Here is a 19962-nt window from a genome sequence, read left to right as displayed (position 1 = left end):
GACGACGAGATCGACGAGCTCTGGCCCGCCCCGCCGCCGCCCGCCCCGGCCGGGGGCCCGCGTCCGGCCCCGCCGCGCCCCGCACCCGCCCCGAGCCGCCCGCGGCCGCCCAGCACCGCCCGGATCCGCTGGGGACCGCCGGGGGCCCGCCCGTACGGCCGTCCCGCCCCGAGACCCCGCCGCGCCTCGCGCCCGCCCCGGCGCGCGCCGGGCGCGCCCGGCGGGAGCCCGACGGGTCCACGGGGTCTTCTGAGAGGGCGGAAGATCCCCGGGAATGCGGGGCCGAGGTGATTCGGATCCGCCCGTCCGGAACCTCCCCCCACCGTTTTCCGGCGCTTTCCGCCGCGCTTCCGCGGCCTTCCGCGCTCCTGCCGCTGCCGCGGCCCTCCCGGCCCACCGCCCGTTTTCCCTGCTTGTCACTCGGCGGTCAAATTACGGCGTGAGCTGGATCACTTCGAACAATTCCCGCCCGAACAAGTCCGCATTCGACTACCGTTCGGACAGCAACGGAGTCGCATTCAGGTGCTCCGGCTCGGGGGAGCGGAGCGCCGCAATGCGGTCGCCGATGTGGCCGTACGTCGCACGGGGGACTGCTGCCGGTCCACGGCGGGCGAGGGACGAAAAGCGCTTCGACGCTGAGGCGCCAGGGGGATTGCGGCGGCTCTCCTCCACCCGAGCCCGCCGAACGGCTGGCCCGGCAGCAGCGTGTACGTGTGCCGCGGGTGCGGCGGAGGGCGAGTCCCGCCACCGCACCCGCGGCCCAACCAGCCACAGCCACCCACCGCCGGCCGGACGGCAACGGCCGCCCCGCGGGCTACTGCGCGGTGAGCACCGACCGCAGCCGGGTGGTGCGGTCCTGCGCGGGCCGCTCCGCGACCGCCTGGTGCAGCGCCGGACCGACCGCGTGCACCACCGACAGGTGCCGTTCGGCGCGGCCGAACGCCGAGTACACCCACTGCCTGGTCAGCTGGCCGGACGCCTCCGGCGGCAGCACCACGACCACCGCGGGCCAGCGCCGCCCGACCGCCTGGTGGGCCGTCACCGCCCAGCCGTGGCGCAGCTTCCCGGCCTGCGCCGGGGTCAGCGTGAGCCGGCCGCCGTCGGCCAGTTCCACGTGCAGGCCGCTCGCGTCGCCGTCCAGCACCCGGCCGGGCAGGTTGACGCCCAGCGCGGGGGAGTGCACCACCCGGTCGCCCGGGTCGAAGCCGCCGAACCGGCCGGGGCCGGGGTTCAGCCGGGCCTTGGCGGCCGCGTTCAGCACCCGGGTGCCGGCCGGGCCGCCGTGGCCCGGGGTCAGCAGCACCGTCTGCTCGGACGGGACGGACAGCGCGCGCGGGATCGAGTCGGTGAGCAGTTGGACGGCCCGGTGCACGGCCTCGCCGCCGTCCCGCACGGTGAGGATCACCACCTCCTTGTCCGGGGCGTCCACCGGCTGGAGCTCGCCGACGCCGACCCCGGAGACCAGCTCGCCGATCGGCCCGAAGTCCGGGGTCAGCGACGACACCACCGGGCACGGCTTGGCGGCCAGCAGGTCGGCGAAGAAGCGGCCCGGGCCGGCCGACCACAGGCCGCCCGGATCCCCGGAGAGCACCAGCCGGGCGCCGTCGGCGAGCGCCTCCAGCAGCGTCGCCGCGGTCTCCACGTCCAGCAGCGGGGCGTCCAGCACCACCAGGACGTCCAGTTCGAGGGTGCCGTCCACCGCGCGCGGCACGTCCGCGCCGTACAGCAGGTCGTTCAGGGTGCCGATCCGCCCGGCGGTGGGGGAGCCGGCCGGCAGCAGCGCCGCCAGCGCGTCCCGGCCCTGGCCGGTCCAGGTGGCGGCCCAGGTCCGCAGGCCGAGGGCGGCGGTGGCGTGCAGCAGCGCGGCCGGTTCGGCCCGGGCCGCCTCGCCGCCGGTGTGCAGCACCAGGCCGGAGTCGGCCACGGCCCGGAGCAGCGCCTGCGCGGAGCGCGAGGGCGCCGCCGCGGCAGCCTCCTCCCAGGCGGCCGGACCGGGCCGGACGGGCTCCCCGGCCACGCCCTCCGCGGCCACGCCCCCGTCCGGCGTCCCCGCCGCCTCCGTCTCGGTCTCCGCCTCTCCCCCGGTCTCCCCGTCCGCCTCCCGCGCGGCGGCGTCCCCGCCGGGCGCGAAGGTGGACAGCAGCCGGACCAGGCCCTCGCCGAGGCTCTCCTCGGCCAGCGCCAGGCGCTCCAGGGCCAGCATGGTGCGGACGGGCGGCTCCTCGTCCTCGTCGTGGCTGCCGGGCGGCAGCGGCAGCTCCTCCTGGAACGGCATCACCCGCCCGTCCTCCAGCACCGCGCCCAGCGCGCCCTCCGGGTCCGGCACCCGCTGGGCGCGCAGCGCCTCGGCGACCTCGCCGAGCTCCTGCGCCGAGTGCCCGCGCAGCGCGGCCTGCTCCAGCAGCCAGGTCACCAGGGCCTGGGCGCGGCGCGGGTCGTCCGGCCGGGCGGCGGGGCCGAGCAGGCCCTTCGCGAAGCCGTCGGCGTGCTCGGGGCGGACCCCGGGCAGCGCGAGCACCGCCCACGGGTCCGCCCGCAACTGCTCGGCCGCGCCCTCGCCGAGCGCGGCCAGCGCGGTGGGCGCGAGGTCGGCGGGCGCGCCGCCCGCCGCCAGCGCCTCGGTGACGGCGGCCAGCGCGGCCGCCCGCTGCGCGTCGTCGAGCGGCGCCTCGGACCGCGCGGCGGCCGGACGGCGGACCGGGCGTTCGGCGGGAGCGGGCCCGGGTGCGGACGCGGACGCGGACGTGGGAGCGGACTGTTCGGCCGGCTCGCCGTCCGCGCTTCCGGCCGGCTCCGGCTCCTCGGCCGACTCCGGCTCGGCCTCCGGCTCCTCGGAAGGCGCGTCCGCCACCTCGCGCGGCGGCGGGGGCGGGGCGACGATGTCGTTCGCGTTGATCGCGCCGATCGCCTTGGCGAGCTCGGCCACCTTGGCGGCCCGCTGTTCGGCGGTGAGCGACGCGCCGGCCGGCCGCTCAGCGGTGCCGCTCTCCTGGCCGGCCGGGGCAGCCGGGGCGCCCTCCCCGCCGGTCGTCGGGGCAGCCGTCGGCTCGGCCTGGCTCTCGGCCGGGCGCTCCTCGGGGGTGGTCATCGCGGGAAGGCTCCTTCGACGGGCGGGACGGCTACAGCTCCGTCCAGCCCTGGTCCGGGTAGCGGTGCACCGGGGCCGACACGTCGTCCAGCGCAGCGCGGATCTCACCCGGAAGCGTAAGGGCCTCGACCGACAGTGAGGACTGCAGTTGGGCGGCGGTGCGGGCGCCCAGCAGGGTGGCGGACACGCCGGGGCGGTCGCGGACCCAGGCGAGCGCCACCTTGAGCGGGGTGGAGGCGAGCCCGTCGGCGGCGGTGGCCAGCGCGTCCACGATCCGCCGGGAGGTCTCGCCCAGGTAGGGCTGCACCGATCCGGTGGGGTGCGGGGAGGCGCCGCGCGACTCGGGCGGCACGCCGTGCCGGTACTTGCCGGTCAGCACGCCCCGGCCGAGCGGCGAGCAGGCCAGCAGGCCGACCCCGGCGTCCAGCGCGGCGGGCAGCGCCTCGCGCTCGATGCCGCGCTGGAGCAGCGAGTACTCCAGCTGGACGGAGGCCAGCGGGGTGCCGCCGGGCGCCGCGTGCTGCCGGGCCGCGGACTTGGCCAGCTGCCAGCCGCTGTACTGGCAGACCCCGACGTACCGGGCCCGGCCGGAAGCGACCGCCAGGTCGAGCGCGTGCAGGGTCTCCTCGGTGGGGGTGGCCGGGTCGTGCGCGTGCACCTGCCACAGGTCGACGTGGTCGGTGTTCAGGCGGCGCAGCGAGGCGTCCAGGGCGGTCAGCAGGTGGCCGCGGGAGGTGTCGTGGCGGTGCGATCCGGGCAGCGCGCCGGCCTTGGTGGCGATCACCAGCTCGGAGCGCGGCACCAGGCCGTCGGTCAGCCGGGACAGCAGGTACTCGGCGCCGCCGTCGGCGTACACGTCGGCGGTGTCGACCAGGGTGCCGCCCGCGTCGACGAACGCCTTCAACTGCTCGGCGGCCTCGTGCTCGTCGGTGTCCCGGCCCCAGGTGAGGGTGCCCAGGCCGAGCCGGGAGACCCGCAGGCCGGTGCGGCCGAGCCGTCGCTGTTCCATCGCGCCCTCCGTCAAGCCGGCTGCGCCAAGTGGCGATGGTGCGGCAAGTAGTGATGGTGCAGGTCGGGGGCGGTGCCCCCGGGGTGCCGCGGGGGTGGCTGCCCCCACGTGCTGTGAGGGTAGCGGCGAAACCCCCCGGGGCCGGGGATCACCCGCGCGCCGCGCCGCCGCGCGCGCCGGGGCTGTGACCCGCACCACCCTTACCGGTCAGTAGCATGACGTCCGGCAGGCGACTACGCTCACCCGCACCACCCGACTGGAAGGCTTGGGCACATGCGACTCGGGATCAACCTCGGTTACTGGGGACTCGGCCTGGACGCCGACAACATCGCGGTCGCCCAGGAGGCCGACCGCCTGGGCTACTCGGTCTGCTGGGCCGCCGAGGCGTACGGCTCGGACGCCGCCACCGTGCTCTCCTACGTGGCGGCGAAGACCGAGCGGATCGACGTCGGCTCGGCGATCTTCCAGATCCCGGCCCGCACCCCCGCGATGACCGCGATGACCGCCGCCACCCTGGACACCCTCTCCGGCGGCCGCTTCCGGCTCGGCCTCGGCGTCTCCGGCCCGCAGGTCTCCGAGGGCTGGTACGGCGTCAAGTTCGACAAGCCGCTGGCCCGCACCCGCGAGTACGTGGAGATCATCCGCAAGGCGATGTCCCGCGAGCGCCTGGTGCACGACGGCCCGAACTGGACGCTCCCGCTGCCCGGCGGCCCCGGCAAGCCGCTCAAGCTCACCGTCCACCCGGTCCGCGAGCGCGTCCCGCTGTACATCGCCTCGATGGGCCCGAAGAACCTCGAACTCACCGGCGAGATCGCCGACGGCTGGCTCGGCCTGTTCTTCGCCCCCGAGCACGCCGCCCTCTCCGTCGACGCCCTCGCCGCGGGCCGGGCCCGGGCGGGGCTCACCCTCGACGGCTTCGACCTCTGCCCCACCGTCAACATCGCCGTCGGCGACGACGTCCGGGCCGCCGCCGACACCCTGCGCGACTACACCGCCCTCTACCTCGGCGGCATGGGCAGCAAGGAGAAGAACTTCTACAGCCAACTCGCCCGCCGGATGGGCTTCGAGCAGGCCGCCGACGAGGTGCAGACCCACTACCTCGCCCGCGACAAGGCCGCCGCCGCGGCCGCCGTCCCGCACGAGTTCATCGACGCCACCGCCCTGCTCGGCGACACCGCCCGGATCGCCGACCGCATGCAGGCGTACGCCGCCGCGGGCGTCAGCACCCTCACCCTCGCCCCGGCCGGGTGGACCCTGGACGAGCGGATCGCCGCCCTGCGCACCGGCGTGGAGGCCCTGGAGCGGGCCGGGCTCGCCTGACCCGGCGGCCCGGCCCGGCCGGTGGCCGGCTCAGCCGGCCGCGGCCTCCAGGAGTTCGGGTTCGGCCTCGGCCGGCTGGGCGGGCTTGCGGGTGACGGCCCTGATGACGGGGGCGGCGAGGGCGGTGGTGACCAGGGCCATCAGCACCATCGAGGAGTAGAGCGGGACGGTGAGCAGCCCGAGGTTCAGGCCGATGCTGAGCAGGACGAGTTCGGTCACGCCCCGGGTGTTCATCAGCGCGCCGATCACGGTGGCGTCGCGCCAGTTCGTGCCGGTGGCCCGGGCGGACAGCGTGACGGCGCCGAGCTTGCCGACGCAGGCCACCAGGATGATCAGGCCGGCCTGGGCGAAGCCGCCGAGGGAGAGGGTGGTGAGGTCGACGGAGAGGCCGGTGACCACGAAGAAGACCGGCATCAGCAGGCGGCTGACCGACTCGAACGGGGCGTGCACGGCGCGCTGGAGCAGGCTCTGCTCGGGCCGGGGCATCGCGGTGCCGAAGATGAACGCGCCGAAGATCGCGTCGATGCCGATGTGCGCGGTGGTGTAGGCGGAGAGGAAGACGCCGGCGGCGACCAGCGGCGCGGCGTACGGCAGGTGCCGGGAGCGCATCCGGGCCGCGGCGGCGGCCAGCAGCGGGCGGACCAGGCCGAACAGGACGGCGAGGTAGAGCGCGGACCAGCCCATCACGCCGAGGAAGCCGCCGGCGCCGCCGGTGTTGGTGAGGGCGACCACGACGGCGAGCATGCACCAGGCGAGCAGGTCGTCGGCGGCGGCCAGGCCGAGCGAGAGGTTGCCGACGCGGGTGCCGCGCAGGCCCTGGTCCGCGACGATGCGGGCCAGCACGGGCAGGGCGGTGATGGACATCGCGAGGCCGAAGAAGAGCGCGAACCCGGTGTCGGAGACCGGGCGGCCGCTGGTGCTGAGGAGCGGGTGCTCCAGGGTGCCGGCGAGCAGGAAGCCGAGCAGCAGGGGGACGGTCAGCGAGGTCGCCCAGATCGTCCCGGCGGAGCCGAGCCGGCTCCGGACGAAGCGGGTGTCGAACTCCCAGCCGATGCCGAACATGAAGAGCAGCAGGCCGACCTGGGCGACCATGCTCAGGTAGGGGCGGGCTTCGGGCGGGAAGAGGTGGGCGGGCAGGTTCCCGGGGAGCAGCCCGAGCAGGCTGGGGCCGAGGCAGATGCCCGCGGCCATCTCGCCGACCACGGCGGGCTGGCCGAAGCGGCGGCAGAGCATGGTGACGCCCACGCCGACGGCGAGGGCGAGGGCGAGACCGCTGAGCGCGGTGACGGAGATCGACTGGGCGGCGGACACGGGGTTCTCCAACCTGCCGTGGGCGTGGGGAGCGGCACGCGGGGAGCGGCGCGCGGGAGCGGGTAACGCGGAGCTGGTAACGCGGAGCTGGGCATGCTGCGGCGGGCCCCGGCGGTGGGCCGGGGGCCGCCGTTCTCACGGGTGCGGCGGGCGGGCGGGTCAGCCGCCGAGCAGCTGGTCGAGCAGGGCCCGGCCCTCGGGCCAGTCGCCGAGGCCCGACTCGGCGTTGATGTGGCCCCGGTGGCCGACGTCGACCAGTTCGGCGCCGAAGAGCTCGGCGTCGGCGGCCGCGTGCTCCGGGGAGCCGTACGGGTCGTCCTGGCTGCTGACCACGAGCGAGCGGAACGGCAGCCGGCCGTGCCGGGCCGAGTCGAAGCCGGTGGCCTGGGTGGGGAACTCGGGGCCGTCGACGTCGGGGACGGCGACCAGCAGCGCGGCGGTGACGTCCTCGTCCCGGTGCTCGGCGGCCCATTCGGCCACCAGCGTGCAGCCGAGGCTGTGCGCGACCAGGACCTTGGGGCCCGGGACGGCGCGCAGGGCGGCGTCGAGTTCCGCGACCCAGGTGTCCCGCTCGGGCTCGTCCCAGGAGGTGTGCTCGACCCAGACGGCGCCGTCGGTCCGGTCGCGCCAGAGCGACTGCCAGTGCTCGGGGCCGGAGTTGCCGATCCCGGCGATGAAGACGTGGGTGGGAGTGCTCATGGTCAGACCTCGTACTCGACGCCGACGCCGTCGAAGCGCAGGCGGTCCTGGACGACGACCCGCTCGTCGTTCTTGTCGTAGCCGGTCAGCAGGCCGGCCTCCATCAGCCGGATCACGATCTGCGAGCTGATCTCCTGCTTGCCGGTGTCGTTGAGCTGCTTGATCAGGCTCTTGTACCCGACGGTCTCCTTGGTGACCAGCTGGAAGATCTCCCGGTGCACCTCCTCCAGCGGGAACTTGATCATGTCCAGGCCGTCCTCGTTGGCGAGGACCTCCTTGCGCTCCAGCCGGAAGGAGTGCGGCTCGACCTTGTAGTAGGGCTTGAGCAGCACCTCCTCGCCGGTCCAGGCGAGCCGGGTGATCCGGTTGAGCTGCTTGGTGAGCGCGCCGATCCACTGCACCCGGGCCGGGTTGAGCTCGTCGTCGGAGAACTCCGAGCTGAGCTCGTTGCGCTGGTGCCGGCCGATGGCGATCATCGTGGCGGCGCGGTCGCGGAAGTCGGCCACCGACCCGGTGGAGTTGGCGGCGCCGCCCTCGACCAGGCGCTCGAACCACTTCTTGCGGCTGAGCCGCTCGTCGTCGGACTCGGTGATCCGGCGCTTGAGCCAGAACTCGGACTCCGGCTCGGTGTAGGAGGCGAAGGTGTAGAACGAGGCCAGGAACTCGTGGTACTGCTCGTAGGTCTCGCGGTAGCTGCGGTTGTACCAGGCGTGGACGGCCTCGGCCTCCTCCGGGTCGCCGGTGATCCGGTCGATCGCGGAGGCGGCGCTGACCGCGGACTGGGTGGCCAGGTGCACGCCCTGGGAGAACAGCGGGTCGGTGAAGCAGGCGGCGTCGCCGACCAGGAAGTAGCGGCCGGCCGAGACGTGCTCGGAGTCGTACGACCAGTCGTGGACGATCCGGGTCTCGTCGATCGTCTCGGCGTCGCCCAGCAGGGCGACCGCGCGGGTGGCCTTGGCCAGCGTCTGGCGGTAGAACGCGTCCGGGCCGAGTTCCTTGACCTCGGCGGCCTTGGAGCGGTCGACCACGATGCCGACGCTCAGCACGTCGTCCTTGAGCGGGATGACCCAGACCCAGCCGTCCTCGAAGGTGATCGAGTAGGTGGTGCCCTTGAGGCCGCCCTCGAACGGGTCCTTGCGCTTGAAGTAGTTCCAGACCGCGAAGTTCTTGTAGAACTCGTCGTAGCGGCGCACGCCGAGCTGGCGGGCCAGCGGGCTGCCCGCGCCGCCCGCGTCGATCACGAAGTCGTACTCCGCGGTGCGGGTGCCCCCGCCCTCGCCCTCGCCGTCGCGGATCGTCAGGGTGACCCGGTCGGCGGCGGAGACGTCCACCTTGGCGACGGCGGTGCCCTCGTGGACGGAGACGCCGCGCTCGCGGACCTCGTCCAGCAGCAGCTGGTCGAACTCCTCGCGCTTGACCTGGATGGCGTGGTCGAAGATCCACGGGGCGGTGCGGGCGGTGGCGAAGGAGAAGGTCCAGGGGGCCTGGTCCTGGCCCCACAGGAAGGTCGCGGAGGGCTTCTTCACGAAGTTCCGCTCGTCGATCTTCTCCTGGAGGCCGAGCCGGTTGAGGATCGACAGGGTGCCCGGCAGGAAGGACTCGCCGACCCGGTAGCGCGGGAAGCGGCCCTTCTCGAACACCTCGACGTCGTGGCCCAGCTTCTGGAGGCTCAGCGCCGCCACGCAGCCGCCGGGGCCTGCTCCGATGACGGCGACCTTGGCTCGGTTCATGGTGGGGTGGTGCCTTTCTGTGGGGTGGTTCGGGAGGGGTTCCTGACCTGGGGCGGTGGCCGCTCAGGGCAGCGGGAGCGCCTTGACGCGGCTCGCCGTGAGGTGGCTGTGCCGGCTCGGTGCGTCCTCGAACAGCACCAGGCCGGCCTGGAACCGGCTCGCGCTGCCGACGGTCACCCCGGGGGCGACCGTGCAGCTCAGGCCGAAGAAGTTGTCGTCGCCGACGGTGACGCTGTTGCCGCAGTGGAAGTTGGGCGCGAGGAAGTTGTTGGCGCCGACGGTCGAGTGGTTGCCGATGCTGCAGTGGTTGTGGACGACCGTGTGCGCGCCGAGGACGACGCCCGCGCCGACGTGGCAGAACGGGCCCACCACCGTGCCGGGCCCGGTCAGCGCGGCCGGGTCGACCACCGAGGTCGGGTGCACGACGCTCTCGGCGACCAGCGCGTGCGCGTCCACGAAGCCGTCGATCAGCTCGCGCCGCCGCACCGGGTCGGCGGTGGCCAGCAGCACCCGGGTGCCCGGCTCCGGCCGGTACCCGTCGAACGGGACGCGCAGCCCGGCGGGGGCGTGCGCCTCCTCGTCCGGCAGGACGAGGTACCGCTCGACCGGCCCGAGGCCCGCCTCCCGCGCGTACCGGGCCAGCTCGACGGCGAACTTCCCGGCGCCGATCGCCAGCAGGCCGCTCACGGCAGGATCCGCTTCTTCTTGAACCGCTCGGAGACGGTGACGGCCTCGACCAGGTTGACCTTGGTCGGGATCTTGAACGGGTCGACCCGGCCGGTGAGGAACGCGACCACGTGCTTGCGCAGTTCGGCCCGGGTGGGCGTGCCCACCGGGATGACGTCCACGCAGACCGACTGGCCGGTGATCGCGTTGGGGCGGCCGTACACCGTGCAGTCGGCGACCATCGGGCTGGCCAGCAGCAGCGACTCCAACTCCAGCGGGAGGACCTTCTCGCCGCCGACGTTGATCACCTCCTTGGCCCGGCCCTTGATCTTCAGGTAGCCGTCCGCGTTCTCCTCCACCAGGTCGCCGGTGCGGAACCAGCCGTCCTCGGTGATCGAGTCGCTCGGGTAGTTGAGGTACCCCAGGAACTGCGTGCTGCTGCGGAGTTGGAGCTCCCCGTCGACGATCCGGTGCTCGACGCTCGGGTCCTCGATCCGGAAGAAGGTGCTGCGGGAGGACTCGCTGGTGGTGGTGGAGATGCCGGTCTCGCTGGTGCCGAAGGTCTGCAGCAGCCGGGCCGCCGGGAAGGCCGCGCCGACCCGGGCCAGCAGCTCCTCCGGCATCGGCTCGGTGCCGTAGCTGATCATGCGCAGGCTGCTCAGGTCGTACTTCTCGTGGAAGCCGGCGATCAGGATCAGGTTGAGGAAGGTCGGGCTGGTCGGCAGCAGCCGGATGCGGTGCTCCTGGATCAGCGCGCAGATCTCCTCCGGCGTGCGCTGCCGGGGCAGGATCGCGGTGCCGCCCAGGCGCAGCACGCCGAGCAGCGAGTTGATGCCGCCGATGTGGTCGAACAGCAGGAACATCAGGATCGGGGCGGGCCGCCCGGCCGTCCGGGGCCGCTTGCCGAGCTTCTCCAGCACCAGCGCGTCCAGGTCGTGCAGGATCGCCTTCGGCGCCCCGGTGCTGCCGCTGCTGAGCAGCACCAGGCCGGACGCGCCGCGCTCCACCAGGCCGGCGTAGCCCGCCGCCGGGGCGTCGGACACGCCGGCCACCGGCTCGATCGTGACCCCGTCCGCGCCGACCCGCAGCAGGTGGCGGGGGGAACAGGACTCGGTGACGGTGGCCAGGGTCGCCTCGGTGAGGGTGACCACCGGGACGGCCACGGCGCGGTGCAGGTGCAGCGCGAGCAGCGCGGCGATCGAGCGGAACGAGAAGTCGCCGTTCAGGATCACGGCCTGGTGCGGCCGCACCCCGGCGGCGTCCAGCTCCTTGAGCCGCAGCCGCACCTCGTCGGCGAGCTCGGCGTAGCCGTACCGCTCGTCGCCGTGCACGACGGCGGTGCGGTCGCCCAACTCGTCGAGCCGGTCGAGGAGTTCGGACCGGCCCGGGAGCCCGGGGAGGTCGTGCGGGTCGTGGGGTTCGGCTGTTTCGTACGTCACGTCAGTGCACTCCGCCAAGGAATAGTGTCTCGCCGGTGACGAACCGGGACTGCGGTGAGAGGAGGAACTCGACGGGCCCGACGACGTCGTCGGTGTCGCACATCCGCTTGATGGCCTGGCGCTGGACCAGGGCGTCGATCTTCTCGGCCGGCACCGTCCGGGTCAGGACGGTGCGCACCGGCGGCAGCCCGAGTCCGTTGACCCGGATGCCGAACTCGGCCAGCTCCTTGCTCATCACCCGGGTCAGCTGCTCGACGGCCGCCTTGCTGGCGGAGTAGAGCAGCTGGCCCTCCAGCGCCCACGGCACGGCGACCGTGGAGACGTTGAGGATCGCGGGGGACGGCTCGGTGCTCCGGCGGAGGAGTTTGACGGCCTCCCGGGAGCAGCTGAGGACGGCGAAGAAGTTGACGTCGAACAGGTGCCGGGCGGTCTCGTCGGGGGTGAGCATGAAGTGGTTCATGGTCGCCACCCCCGCGTTGTTGACCACCGCGTCGAGCGAGCCGTGGCTGGCCCGCAGCGAGCGGAACATCGCCTTGACCTGCTTGGGGTCGGTGAGGTCCGCCTCGTGGTGGGTGTACTCCGGGTGCTCGATGGTCGACGGCCGTCGGCTGCACCCCACGACCCGGTGACCGAGGTCGAGGAAGTGCCGGGCGAGGGCCTTGCCGATGCCGGTGCGGGTGCCCGTGATCAGGATGATCATGTCTGTGCTGTCGGCCGCGGGGCCGTCCGCCCTAGGCGCCCTGCCCGGCGAGCTCGCCCTCGCCGCGGGCCAGCGCCAGCTCCTCCTCGATGAAGTCGATCAGGCGGCGGCCGCTGCTGAACGGGCTGACCCGGCGGGAGACGGCCTTCGCCGAGGTGAGCGAGATCTCGACGTCGAACTCGTCCTCCAGCGCCTCCTCGACCAGCACCAGGAAGTTCACCAGGTGCATCGAGTCGAAGACTCCGGCGTCGCCGTACAGGCAGACCTCCCGCAGGTCCTCGGTCGGGATCTTCTCCTCGCGGCGTTCGTTCAACTCGTCGACGACGCCGACGAGCAGTTCGAGGAGCTGGTCCTCCATGGCGGTTCCTCTCAGATCGGTCAGGGCCTGCGCCCGGCGGGCGGCAGGGACGGGGGAGTGGCTCAGTGCTGGGCGGCGGGCTCGGCCGCCGGTCCGTCCGCGGGCTCGGCCGCGGACGCGTCCCGCTGCGGGAGTTCGGCCCGGGCCAGCCGGCCGCCGAGCACGCTCACCGCGGCGGCGGTGCCCAGGAACAGCACGGCGAGGGCCAGCAGCCCGGCGGTCTCCCGGGCGAGCAGCAGGCCGAGCAGGGCGGGGCCGACGATGCCCGCGGCCGAGGTGCCCAGGTTGAACACCGACAGGTACTCGGTGCGCCGCTCCTCGGGCGCGTGCCGGTACGACAGCTCCCAGCCGCCGGCGCCCTGGAGCAGCTCGCCGCAGGTGAGGACGGCGGTCGCGGCCACCAGCAGGCCGATGGTCAGCCAGCGGTCGGTGTGCATGGTGGCGATCAGCAGCAGGCTGAAGGCGGCCAGCGCGAGGCCGGCGTTGCGCAGCGCGCGGGTGCCGTCCCGGGTGCTCTTGACGTTCTTGGCGAACGGCACCTGGAGGACGATCGCCAGACCGGTGTTGACCGCGAACAGCGCGCTCAGGATGCCGACCGGGGCGTTGGTGGACTGCACGATCCACAGCGGCAGGCCGATGCCCAGCAGCACGGTGTGCAGGAACACCACCCCGTTGGCGGCCGTCAGGCCCAGGTAGCGGCGGTCGCGGCCGACCACCAGCAGCCCGGCGTGCCAGCGGGCCGGGGCCTTCTCGACCGGGGCGGCGGCGGGTTCGCCCCGGAGCAGGCCGAACACGCCCGCCGCGGACAGGCACAGCACGGCGCCGATCAGCAGCACGGCGCGCAGCATCCCGGTGCCGCCGACGGCGAGGAACGGCGTGGCGGCCAGCGCGCCCACCGACATGCCGACGTTGATGACGGAGCTGATCACGCCCAGGGTGCGGGTCCGGTCGGCCTCCCCGGCGACACCGTTCACCAGCAGCTGCACCATCGGGAAGACCGGGCCCTGCGAGATCGCGAACAGCGAGGCGAACAGCGTGAAGGTGTACACGTCGTGGGTGAAGGCCAGCGCCGCGAACCAGGTCGCCCGCCACACCTGGAGGAGGCGCAGCAGCCGCAGCGGCCCCCAGCGGTTGGCCAGCAGGCTGACCGGCACGGTGGTGAGGAAGCCCACCAGCCCGGCGATGGTCAGCCCGGTGCCGATCTGGGCGGTGCTCAGGCCGGCGCCCTTGAGGAAGTAGACGGTGCCGCCGGCCAGGTAGAGGCCGCTGCTGCTGGCGTACACGACCACGCCGGAGGCGATGATCCGGCCGCCCCGGCTGGGCAGCGTGTAGGTGCTCAGCAGCCTGCGCAGGACGCCGCTCACCGGCCCTCCTCGCGGCCGTCCGGGGCGGCGGGCAGCGGCTCGACCTCGGCGCGGACCAGGGTCTCGGCGCGGTCCAGGACCTCCCGGCACTCCTCGGGGGTCCCGCCGGTGGCGATCACGGCGGCCAGCCGCGGCACGATGCCGCGCGGCGGCAGCAGCAGCCGCGTCCCGGGCCCGGCCAGCGGCACGATCCGCTCGACGCCGGGCACGGCCGCGGCGGCGGCGGTGTCCAGGGCGCGGACGGTGCCGTCGTGCGCGGGGTAGAGGAAGCGCACCTCGGCGCAGCGGTCGTACGGCTGGGTGAGGTCGGGTTCCGCGCCGAGGGCGAGGTCCAGGGCGGCGGCGGTCAGGTCGACGCCGTTGGCGAGCCGGCCCAGCAGCGGGATGAAGTCGCCGCCGAGGCGGCCGTTCAGCTCGACCAGCCGCGGGCCGGCCGCGGTCAGCCGCACCTCGGCGTGGGTGACGCCGGTGGTGACGCCCAGCGCGCGGTGGGCGGCGGTGACCAGCTCGACCAGCTCCTCGGCCCACGGCTCGTGCCGCCAGGGCGCGGCGAGGTGGCCGACCTCCTCGAAGAACGGGACGTAGCCGAGGCGCTTGCGCACCACGTTCACCGGGCGGACCTCGCCGTCCCGGACCACCGAGTCCACGCTGACCTCGGGGCCGTCGAGGTACTCCTCCAGCACCAGGCCGTCCAGCGCGTCCAGGCCGGGGTAGGCGGCGTCGGAGGCGTGGTGGTAGAGCGCCCGCAGCCCGTCGGCGTCGGGGGCGACCACCACGCCGACGCTGCCGGCCAGCGAGCGCGGCTTCACCACGACGGGGTAGCCGATCGCCGCGGCGGCGGCCAGCGCCTCCTGCGGGCCGTGCACGTGGGCGTGGCCGACCCCGGCGACGCCCTCCTCCGCCAGCAGCCGGCGGGTGGCGAGCTTGTCGCGGCAGTTGCGGGCCGCCCCGGGCGACATGTGCGGCAGGCCCAGGCGGTGGGCGGCCTCGGCGGTGGCCTCCAGCAGCACCTCGTCCCAGGTGAACACGCCGACCCGGCCGGTCCGCCCGGCGGCGGCCGCGCCGATCGCCCGGACCAGCTCCTCGGGGGTGGTGGCGTCCACCTGCTGGTGGCCGGTCAGGTAGCGCTGCTGCCAGTCGGCGCCGGTGGCGGTGACCAGGGCCAGCTCGGCGCGGGCGGCGGCGGCCTCGAAGGCGTACTCGCGGTAGGCCCGGCCGCCGCTGCCGACCAGCACCACCAGGTCGGGCTCGGACGGGTCGACCGGCGCGCACCGGAAGTCGAAGGCGGCGACGGTGTGCTCCACCGCGGCCCGCACCTCGGCGCTGCTCGCGCCGCGGAAGCGGAACCGGGCGCCGGAGTGCTCGTAACCGGGCAGGTCGGCGAGCAACTGGCCGACCACGGGCACGCGTTCGGTGTACGGCCCGGCCTCCGTCCCGACCCGGCTCCCGGCGGCGGTCACCCGGCAGGGGCGGACGGCCGGGGTGGGCACCAGCAGCCAGCCGCCGCGCTCCCCGGCCGACGGGCCGCCGCCGGTGCGGGCCGCCTCCGGCAGCGGCGCGTCCAGCTGGACGGCGAAGGCGGCCGCCATCAGGTCGACGCCGTGCACCTCCCGCCACAGGAACGGGATCTCCGCGCCGCCCGGGCGGGCGCCGACCTCCAGCACCTGCAGCTCGGGGGCCTCCGGCGACCCGGAGAGGAACAGCTCCAGGTGGAACACCCAGGCGTTGTCCGACAGGGCGCGCGTCACCCGGTCGGTGAACTCGCCGATCACGGCCAGCAGTTCGGGGTCGTCCAGCTCGACCGAGCCGAGCGCCGTCCCCTCGGTGAACTCCAGGCAGGTGTTCAGGTAGCTCGATGCCCGCCAGGCTCCCAGCCCCGTCCCGGTGGCCACGCCGTCCACGTGCAGCACCTCGTGCGGCAGGTACGGCTGGACCAGCACCGGCACGTCCGGCGGGAAGGCGTAGGCGGCCAGTTCGGCCTCGCCGTCGAGCCGGGTGACGCCCGCGCTCGCCGTCCCGCGCACCGGCTTCACCAGCACCGGCCAGCCGTGCACGGCGGCGAAGGCGCGCACCGCGGCGTGGTCCGGCGCGGGCTCGGTCGCCGGGACGGGCACCCCGGCGGCGGCCAGCCGACGGGCCATCACCAGCTTGTCGCGGAACGGCGCCAGCCCCTCCGAGCGCTCGCCCGGGACGCCCAGCTCCTCGCGCAGTTCGGCCGCCATGTCCAGGTCGACCTCGTGCAGCGCCACCACCCGGGCGGGCGGGCCGAACTCCTCGACCAGCGCGGCCACGGCCTCCCGCACCGCCTTGCCGTCCTCGGTGCTGTCGACGATCCGCACCGCGGCCGCCCCGGCGGGCAGCGCCGGCGCGCCCCGGCGGGTCGTCACGTAGCTGACCCGGTGGGTGCGGTGGTCCAGGTAGGAACCGTAGTCCGCGTAACTGTCACTCCAGCGGTGGAGGACGACGAGGTGATCTGACACTTCCCCTCCCGGGGGAACGGCGGAGCTGGGACAGGGAAAAGGCGGTGGCGCGGAAAAGGAGCCGGGGACGGGACGGCCGGAAGCGGGATCCCCGGAATTCCGGTGCCGGAGGGCGCGCGCCGGAAAAGGGGGGCGCGGTGGAGCGGGAATCCGGTGGAAAAGGGACGCGGCGGGGCGGAAGTGCTATTCGGCTGAATCGACCGGTTCGGCGGGTTCGGCCGGGTTCGCGGCGGCCGAGACCAGGACGTCCTCCAGCGCGAGCAGGATCTCCGTCACCACCTTGAAGTCCGCCGAGGAGGAATTCTCCCGCAGGGTGCTGGTGAGGGCGTCGCCGTCCTGTACCTGCAGGTAGAGCGGGGCCCCGATGTTGCGCCCGCCGGTACCGGTCTCCATCGCGGAGTTCACCGGGGTCTGGTCCCGCTGGTAATCGCCGAGGTAATTGAAGAAGTAGCGGAAGAAACCGCTGACCGACCCGGCGAAGGAGCCGTTGACGGTGCCCTCGTAGCCGTTCTCCGCGCCCGCCAGCAGCGCGTCGTCGACGTTGTAGGCCGCGTGCTTGTACGAGCGGATCAGCTCCCAGTGGACGCGGGTGGCGAAGGCGCCGAACTCCTCGTCGGGGGTGGTCTGCACCAGCAGCGGGATGATCTGGTTCTGGGCGGCCACCAGGCCCTCCCAGCGCGGGTCGCTGCGGTTGTTCGCGTAGACCGCGACCAGCACCCGCTCCTCGCCGGTGTGCCGCGCCAGCGCCGCGCAGAAGGCCGCCAGCAGCACCGAGGGCGCCGAGACGCCCAGCCGCTCGGCGAGCGTGCGCACCGCCTCGCCGGCCGGCGCCGAACCGTGCCTGGCCCACCGGCTGGTGACGGCCTCCGGGGCCGCGTCCCGGGCCATCGGCGGGGCGTCGGCGAGCACCTGCCGCCAGTGCCGCAGCGCCGCCCGGCGGCGGTTGGCGCGGGCCTCGGACCACTGCTCGGCGGCCAGTTCGCGACAGCTCGGGGCCGCGCCGGGCAGCTCCCCGCCCGCCACCAGGACGCCGAACTCCTCGTGCAACTGGTTGATCGCCCAGGCGTCCACCGCGATGTGGTGGAAGCAGATCGCCAGCGCGGTCGGCACCCCCCGCTCGGTGACCAGCGCGGCCCGCCAGGGCCGGTCCGCCGTCGGGTCGAACGGGACCGCCGCCAGCTCCGCGGACACCTCCGCGGGCACCCCCTCGACCAGGTCGAGGTCGGCGGGCGCGGCCGGTTCGACCAGTTGGACGAGGCCGCCCTCCGCGGTCTCCGCGTACCGCGTGCGCAACGACTCGTGGCGCGCCTCCAGGCGCTCCAGGGCACGTCCGACCGCGTCCGGGTCGGTGCCCGGGGGGAGGGCCCAGGTCTGGGGGAGGTTGCAGGCGGTGGGCGGGATGTTCGCGATGGAACGCCAGAGCGAGAGCTGACCGAAAGTGGCTGGTCCACTGACAGCGGAAGAATTTTGCATGACAACGCACCTTGCAGTGAATAATTCTGCGCATTGGTGGAGCGAAGGAACGGGGCGCTTCGATGAGAAGATGCCAAGCACGCTTCGTTGCGTGAATCAGCCCGCGCCGGTAGTCAACGGATCGAGCGGCCGGCATCCGATCGGGATTGGCCGCGCCGGTAACCGGCGGATGCCCATTTATAGCAACGCGGGGCAGCGCCGGACAAGACTTTCGATCACACTCGGTGCACCACTGGTCCCTCCCGGCACCCTCCGGCGGAATGCGGGTACACGCAGCACCCTTTCCCCGCCTGGCGGCCCGGTCCGGACGGCCCGGCTCCCCGCCGGAAAGCGGCGCTCCGGCCCGGGCATGCCGGGAAGGTTCAACTTATGCGGTTTCCGCCGAACCGTTACGGTGCCGAGCGCCGCTCGGAAACCTCCCATTAACAAATGGGCGGTCCGGAGATCCGGTCCCTTTCCGCGACCGCGGTCCGGGGGCGCCCGGGCCGGTGACGGCCGCCCCGCCGGGCCGCTGACCAGCGCGGACGCCCCTCCCCGCGCCGCGGGCCCGCTCCCGCGGCACCCCGGCGGGACCCGGAACGGCACCGCCGCGGACCGTGCACGTTCCGTCCCACACCGGCCCAGCCCACGACACCTCGCCCATACGGCAGAAATGCCTCGATCCGCGTTCCGGTGAACACCCTCCGAACGCACGGGGCCGCGTCGGCGACCGGAAGGCGTTCGAGGGCGGCGGACCGGCGGCGACCGGCCGCTTCCTCGACGTCGAACCCCCCGGCGCCGGTCCGACCCGGGCCCGCGGCTCCTGCCGCCGACCCCGGGCCCGCCCGGGCCCGCCCGGGCCCGCTCGTGCGGGTCGGGAGCGGGGGCAGTGGCGGGGTCAGTGGTGGGCAAAGGACCGGGAAAGAAATCGCCGTGGCGGGTCGGAAGGTTCCGATACGATCTCCCGCGTCCGCCGCCGGTGAGCAGTCCCGGCGGAGCCGCTTCCCGCGCGTACTGCCTTCCCCGGGGGGAAACTTGAGCATCCGTCAAACGATCGCCGCCGCCGTCTTCGTCGCCGCCGTGGCCGCGCCCGCCGTTCTCGGCGCCGGCCAGGCGGTGGCCGACACCGGCCCGGTCGGCCAGTCCCAGCCGGACGTGTCCGCGCCGGACGCCGCACCCGCCGAGGCCACCCCGGCCCCGGCAGCCCCGTCCGCGCCGACTGCCCCGGCCGGTTCGGAGACCCCGGCCGCCCCGGCCGGTTCGGAGGCGTCGGAGACCCCGTCCGGGCCCGCCCAGCCCTCCCAGCCCGCCGCTCCCGCGCTCGACGAGGCCGCGCTGCGGGCCCGGCTGGACGCGCTGCTCGCCGAACCGGGCCACTCCGGCTACTACTACGAGGCGGTGGCGGCCGCGAAGGGCGGCACCGCCGAGGAGATCCGGCAGTTCCTCGACACCGGTCTGACGGAGATCCACTACAGCGACCGGCGGGTCCAGATCTCCCAGGCGATCCACCGGGCCGGGTCGGAGAGCCGGATCGGGCTGGCCGGCCGGAAGGCACTCGACGACGGCAGCCGGGCGGCGATCGACCACTTCCTCGACGTCGAGCTCCCGGCGCTCCTGCTCTCCGACGACCGGGTCAGGATCTCCCAGCTGGCCGACGAGCCGGGCATCGGCGCCCGGCTGCGCCAGGCGGCGCTGGACGCCCTGGAGGGCGGCGACGAGGCGGTCACCGCGTTCATCGAGCAGCTGCCCGAACTCCGCTTCCAGGACGACCTGTTGCGGGCCTCCCGGGCGATGTCCGACGGCGGCCCGGAGGTGCGGAAGGCCGCGGGCGCGGCGCTGGACGCGGGCACCCCCGAAGCCCTGCGCGCCTTCATCACCACCGGCCTCGCCGAGGCCCGGGCCAAGGACGCGGCCGCGTCCGGCGGCCAGCAGCAGGGCGGCCAGCAGGGCGGTGGCCAGCAGGGCGGCGGCACCGGGGTCACCCCGGTCTCCGACGAGGCCGCGGGCGCCCCGCAGACCGCGGGGAGCGGCACGACGGGCACCACCGCCACCGGCACCACGGCCACCACGGCCACCGGCACCACCACCGCCACCGGCCTGGCCTCGACCGGCACGGACGCCCCGGTCGGCGCGCTGACCGTCGGCGGCGCCACCGCGATCCTGCTCGGCGCGGGCACCCTGGTGGCCGCCCGCCGCCGGCAGCAGCAGTCCTGACGCACCGTCACCGACGGCCGTCCGCGCACCCGCCGGGCGGCCGTCCGCGCGTTCCGGAGGGACGGCCGCGGGTTCCGGGGGGATGGCCGGATCCGGCCCTTGACGAACCGTCCGGCCGGGCGGAACACGGCC

The 19962-nt window shown here is 74.6% G+C and carries 14 protein-coding genes; 2 read left to right on the top strand and 12 right to left on the bottom strand.

Going from position 1 to position 19962, the window contains the following annotated elements; genetic code table 11:
• Positions 1–814: 814 nt before the first annotated feature.
• Both ABD345_RS33470 and ABD345_RS33465 read right to left on the bottom strand, forming a co-directional pair.
• A complete protein-coding gene (locus ABD345_RS33470) occupies positions 815–3088 on the bottom strand; it encodes a helix-hairpin-helix domain-containing protein (RefSeq protein ID WP_344557734.1) in 2274 nt (757 codons plus the stop codon).
• Positions 3089–3119: 31 nt separating this feature from the next.
• Positions 3120–4097, bottom strand: a complete 978-nt coding sequence (locus ABD345_RS33465) for an aldo/keto reductase (RefSeq protein ID WP_344557732.1) — start codon at positions 4095–4097, stop codon at positions 3120–3122.
• A gap of 273 nt (positions 4098–4370) precedes the next feature.
• Here ABD345_RS33465 and ABD345_RS33460 point away from each other — a divergent pair, with 273 nt between their 5' ends.
• Complete coding sequence (locus ABD345_RS33460; protein WP_344557730.1) at positions 4371–5417, top strand: LLM class F420-dependent oxidoreductase; 1047 nt, start codon at positions 4371–4373, stop codon at positions 5415–5417.
• A gap of 30 nt (positions 5418–5447) precedes the next feature.
• On the opposite strand, the gene ABD345_RS33455 is transcribed toward ABD345_RS33460, so the two are convergent.
• The 10 genes from ABD345_RS33455 to ABD345_RS33410 all read right to left on the bottom strand — a co-directional run bounded on the left by ABD345_RS33455 (position 5448) and on the right by ABD345_RS33410 (position 17637).
• On the bottom strand, positions 5448–6728 hold the full coding sequence (locus tag ABD345_RS33455) for a cation:proton antiporter (RefSeq protein WP_344557728.1): 1281 nt from the start codon (positions 6726–6728) through the stop codon (positions 5448–5450).
• A gap of 159 nt (positions 6729–6887) precedes the next feature.
• A complete protein-coding gene (locus tag ABD345_RS33450; protein ID WP_344557726.1) occupies positions 6888–7427 on the bottom strand; it encodes an RBBP9/YdeN family alpha/beta hydrolase in 540 nt (179 codons plus the stop codon).
• Positions 7428–7429: 2 nt separating this feature from the next.
• Complete coding sequence (gene cmlS / locus ABD345_RS33445) at positions 7430–9157, bottom strand: chloramphenicol-biosynthetic FADH2-dependent halogenase CmlS (protein WP_380275606.1); 1728 nt, start codon at positions 9155–9157, stop codon at positions 7430–7432.
• A gap of 63 nt (positions 9158–9220) precedes the next feature.
• On the bottom strand, positions 9221–9844 hold the full coding sequence (locus ABD345_RS33440; RefSeq protein WP_344557724.1) for a DapH/DapD/GlmU-related protein: 624 nt from the start codon (positions 9842–9844) through the stop codon (positions 9221–9223).
• Entirely contained in the window at positions 9841–11262 is a 1422-nt protein-coding gene (locus ABD345_RS33435; protein ID WP_344557722.1) for a long-chain fatty acid--CoA ligase, read from the bottom strand. Before ABD345_RS33435 ends, ABD345_RS33440 begins: the two co-directional genes overlap by 4 nt.
• Position 11263: 1 nt before the next feature.
• Positions 11264–11962, bottom strand: coding sequence for an SDR family NAD(P)-dependent oxidoreductase (locus ABD345_RS33430; protein ID WP_344557720.1), 699 nt, complete (start codon positions 11960–11962; stop codon positions 11264–11266).
• A gap of 31 nt (positions 11963–11993) precedes the next feature.
• Positions 11994–12320: a hypothetical protein gene (locus ABD345_RS33425; RefSeq protein WP_344557718.1), complete on the bottom strand. Its 327-nt coding sequence runs from the start codon at positions 12318–12320 to the stop codon at positions 11994–11996.
• A gap of 62 nt (positions 12321–12382) precedes the next feature.
• Positions 12383–13684 (bottom strand): MFS transporter, encoded by a 1302-nt coding sequence (locus tag ABD345_RS33420; RefSeq protein WP_344557716.1) that lies wholly within the window; start codon positions 13682–13684, stop codon positions 12383–12385.
• Complete coding sequence (locus ABD345_RS33415; protein ID WP_344557714.1) at positions 13681–16164, bottom strand: ATP-grasp domain-containing protein; 2484 nt, start codon at positions 16162–16164, stop codon at positions 13681–13683. Before ABD345_RS33415 ends, ABD345_RS33420 begins: the two co-directional genes overlap by 4 nt.
• A gap of 183 nt (positions 16165–16347) precedes the next feature.
• Positions 16348–17637, bottom strand: coding sequence for a condensation domain-containing protein (locus ABD345_RS33410; protein WP_344557712.1), 1290 nt, complete (start codon positions 17635–17637; stop codon positions 16348–16350).
• A gap of 1014 nt (positions 17638–18651) precedes the next feature.
• Between ABD345_RS33410 and ABD345_RS33405 the strand changes: the two genes are divergently transcribed.
• Positions 18652–19830: an ALF repeat-containing protein gene (locus ABD345_RS33405; protein ID WP_344557708.1), complete on the top strand. Its 1179-nt coding sequence runs from the start codon at positions 18652–18654 to the stop codon at positions 19828–19830.
• Positions 19831–19962 lie beyond the last annotated feature (132 nt).

Origin of the sequence: Kitasatospora saccharophila (genome assembly GCF_039529925.1) — a bacterium.
GTDB lineage: Bacteria > Actinomycetota > Actinomycetes > Streptomycetales > Streptomycetaceae > Kitasatospora > Kitasatospora saccharophila.
The sequence above is the reverse complement of the archived record's forward strand: the minus strand, read 5'-3'. Positions and strand labels throughout refer to the sequence as shown.

Bases quoted from the DNA above. Each gene is read 5' to 3' on its own strand.
- ABD345_RS33425 (WP_344557718.1), bottom strand. From the start codon at position 12,320: ATGGAGGACCAGCTCCTCGAACTGCTCGTCGGCGTCGTCGACGAGTTG.
- ABD345_RS33410 (WP_344557712.1), bottom strand. From the start codon at position 17,637: ATGCAAAATTCTTCCGCTGTCAGTGGACCAGCCACTTTCGGTCAGCTC.
- ABD345_RS33465 (WP_344557732.1), bottom strand. From the start codon at position 4,097: ATGGAACAGCGACGGCTCGGCCGCACCGGCCTGCGGGTCTCCCGGCTC.
- ABD345_RS33450 (WP_344557726.1), bottom strand. From the start codon at position 7,427: ATGAGCACTCCCACCCACGTCTTCATCGCCGGGATCGGCAACTCCGGC.
- ABD345_RS33460 (WP_344557730.1), top strand. From the start codon at position 4,371: ATGCGACTCGGGATCAACCTCGGTTACTGGGGACTCGGCCTGGACGCC.
- ABD345_RS33430 (WP_344557720.1), bottom strand. From the start codon at position 11,962: ATGATCATCCTGATCACGGGCACCCGCACCGGCATCGGCAAGGCCCTC.
- ABD345_RS33470 (WP_344557734.1), bottom strand. From the start codon at position 3,088: ATGACCACCCCCGAGGAGCGCCCGGCCGAGAGCCAGGCCGAGCCGACG.
- cmlS (WP_380275606.1), bottom strand. From the start codon at position 9,157: ATGAACCGAGCCAAGGTCGCCGTCATCGGAGCAGGCCCCGGCGGCTGC.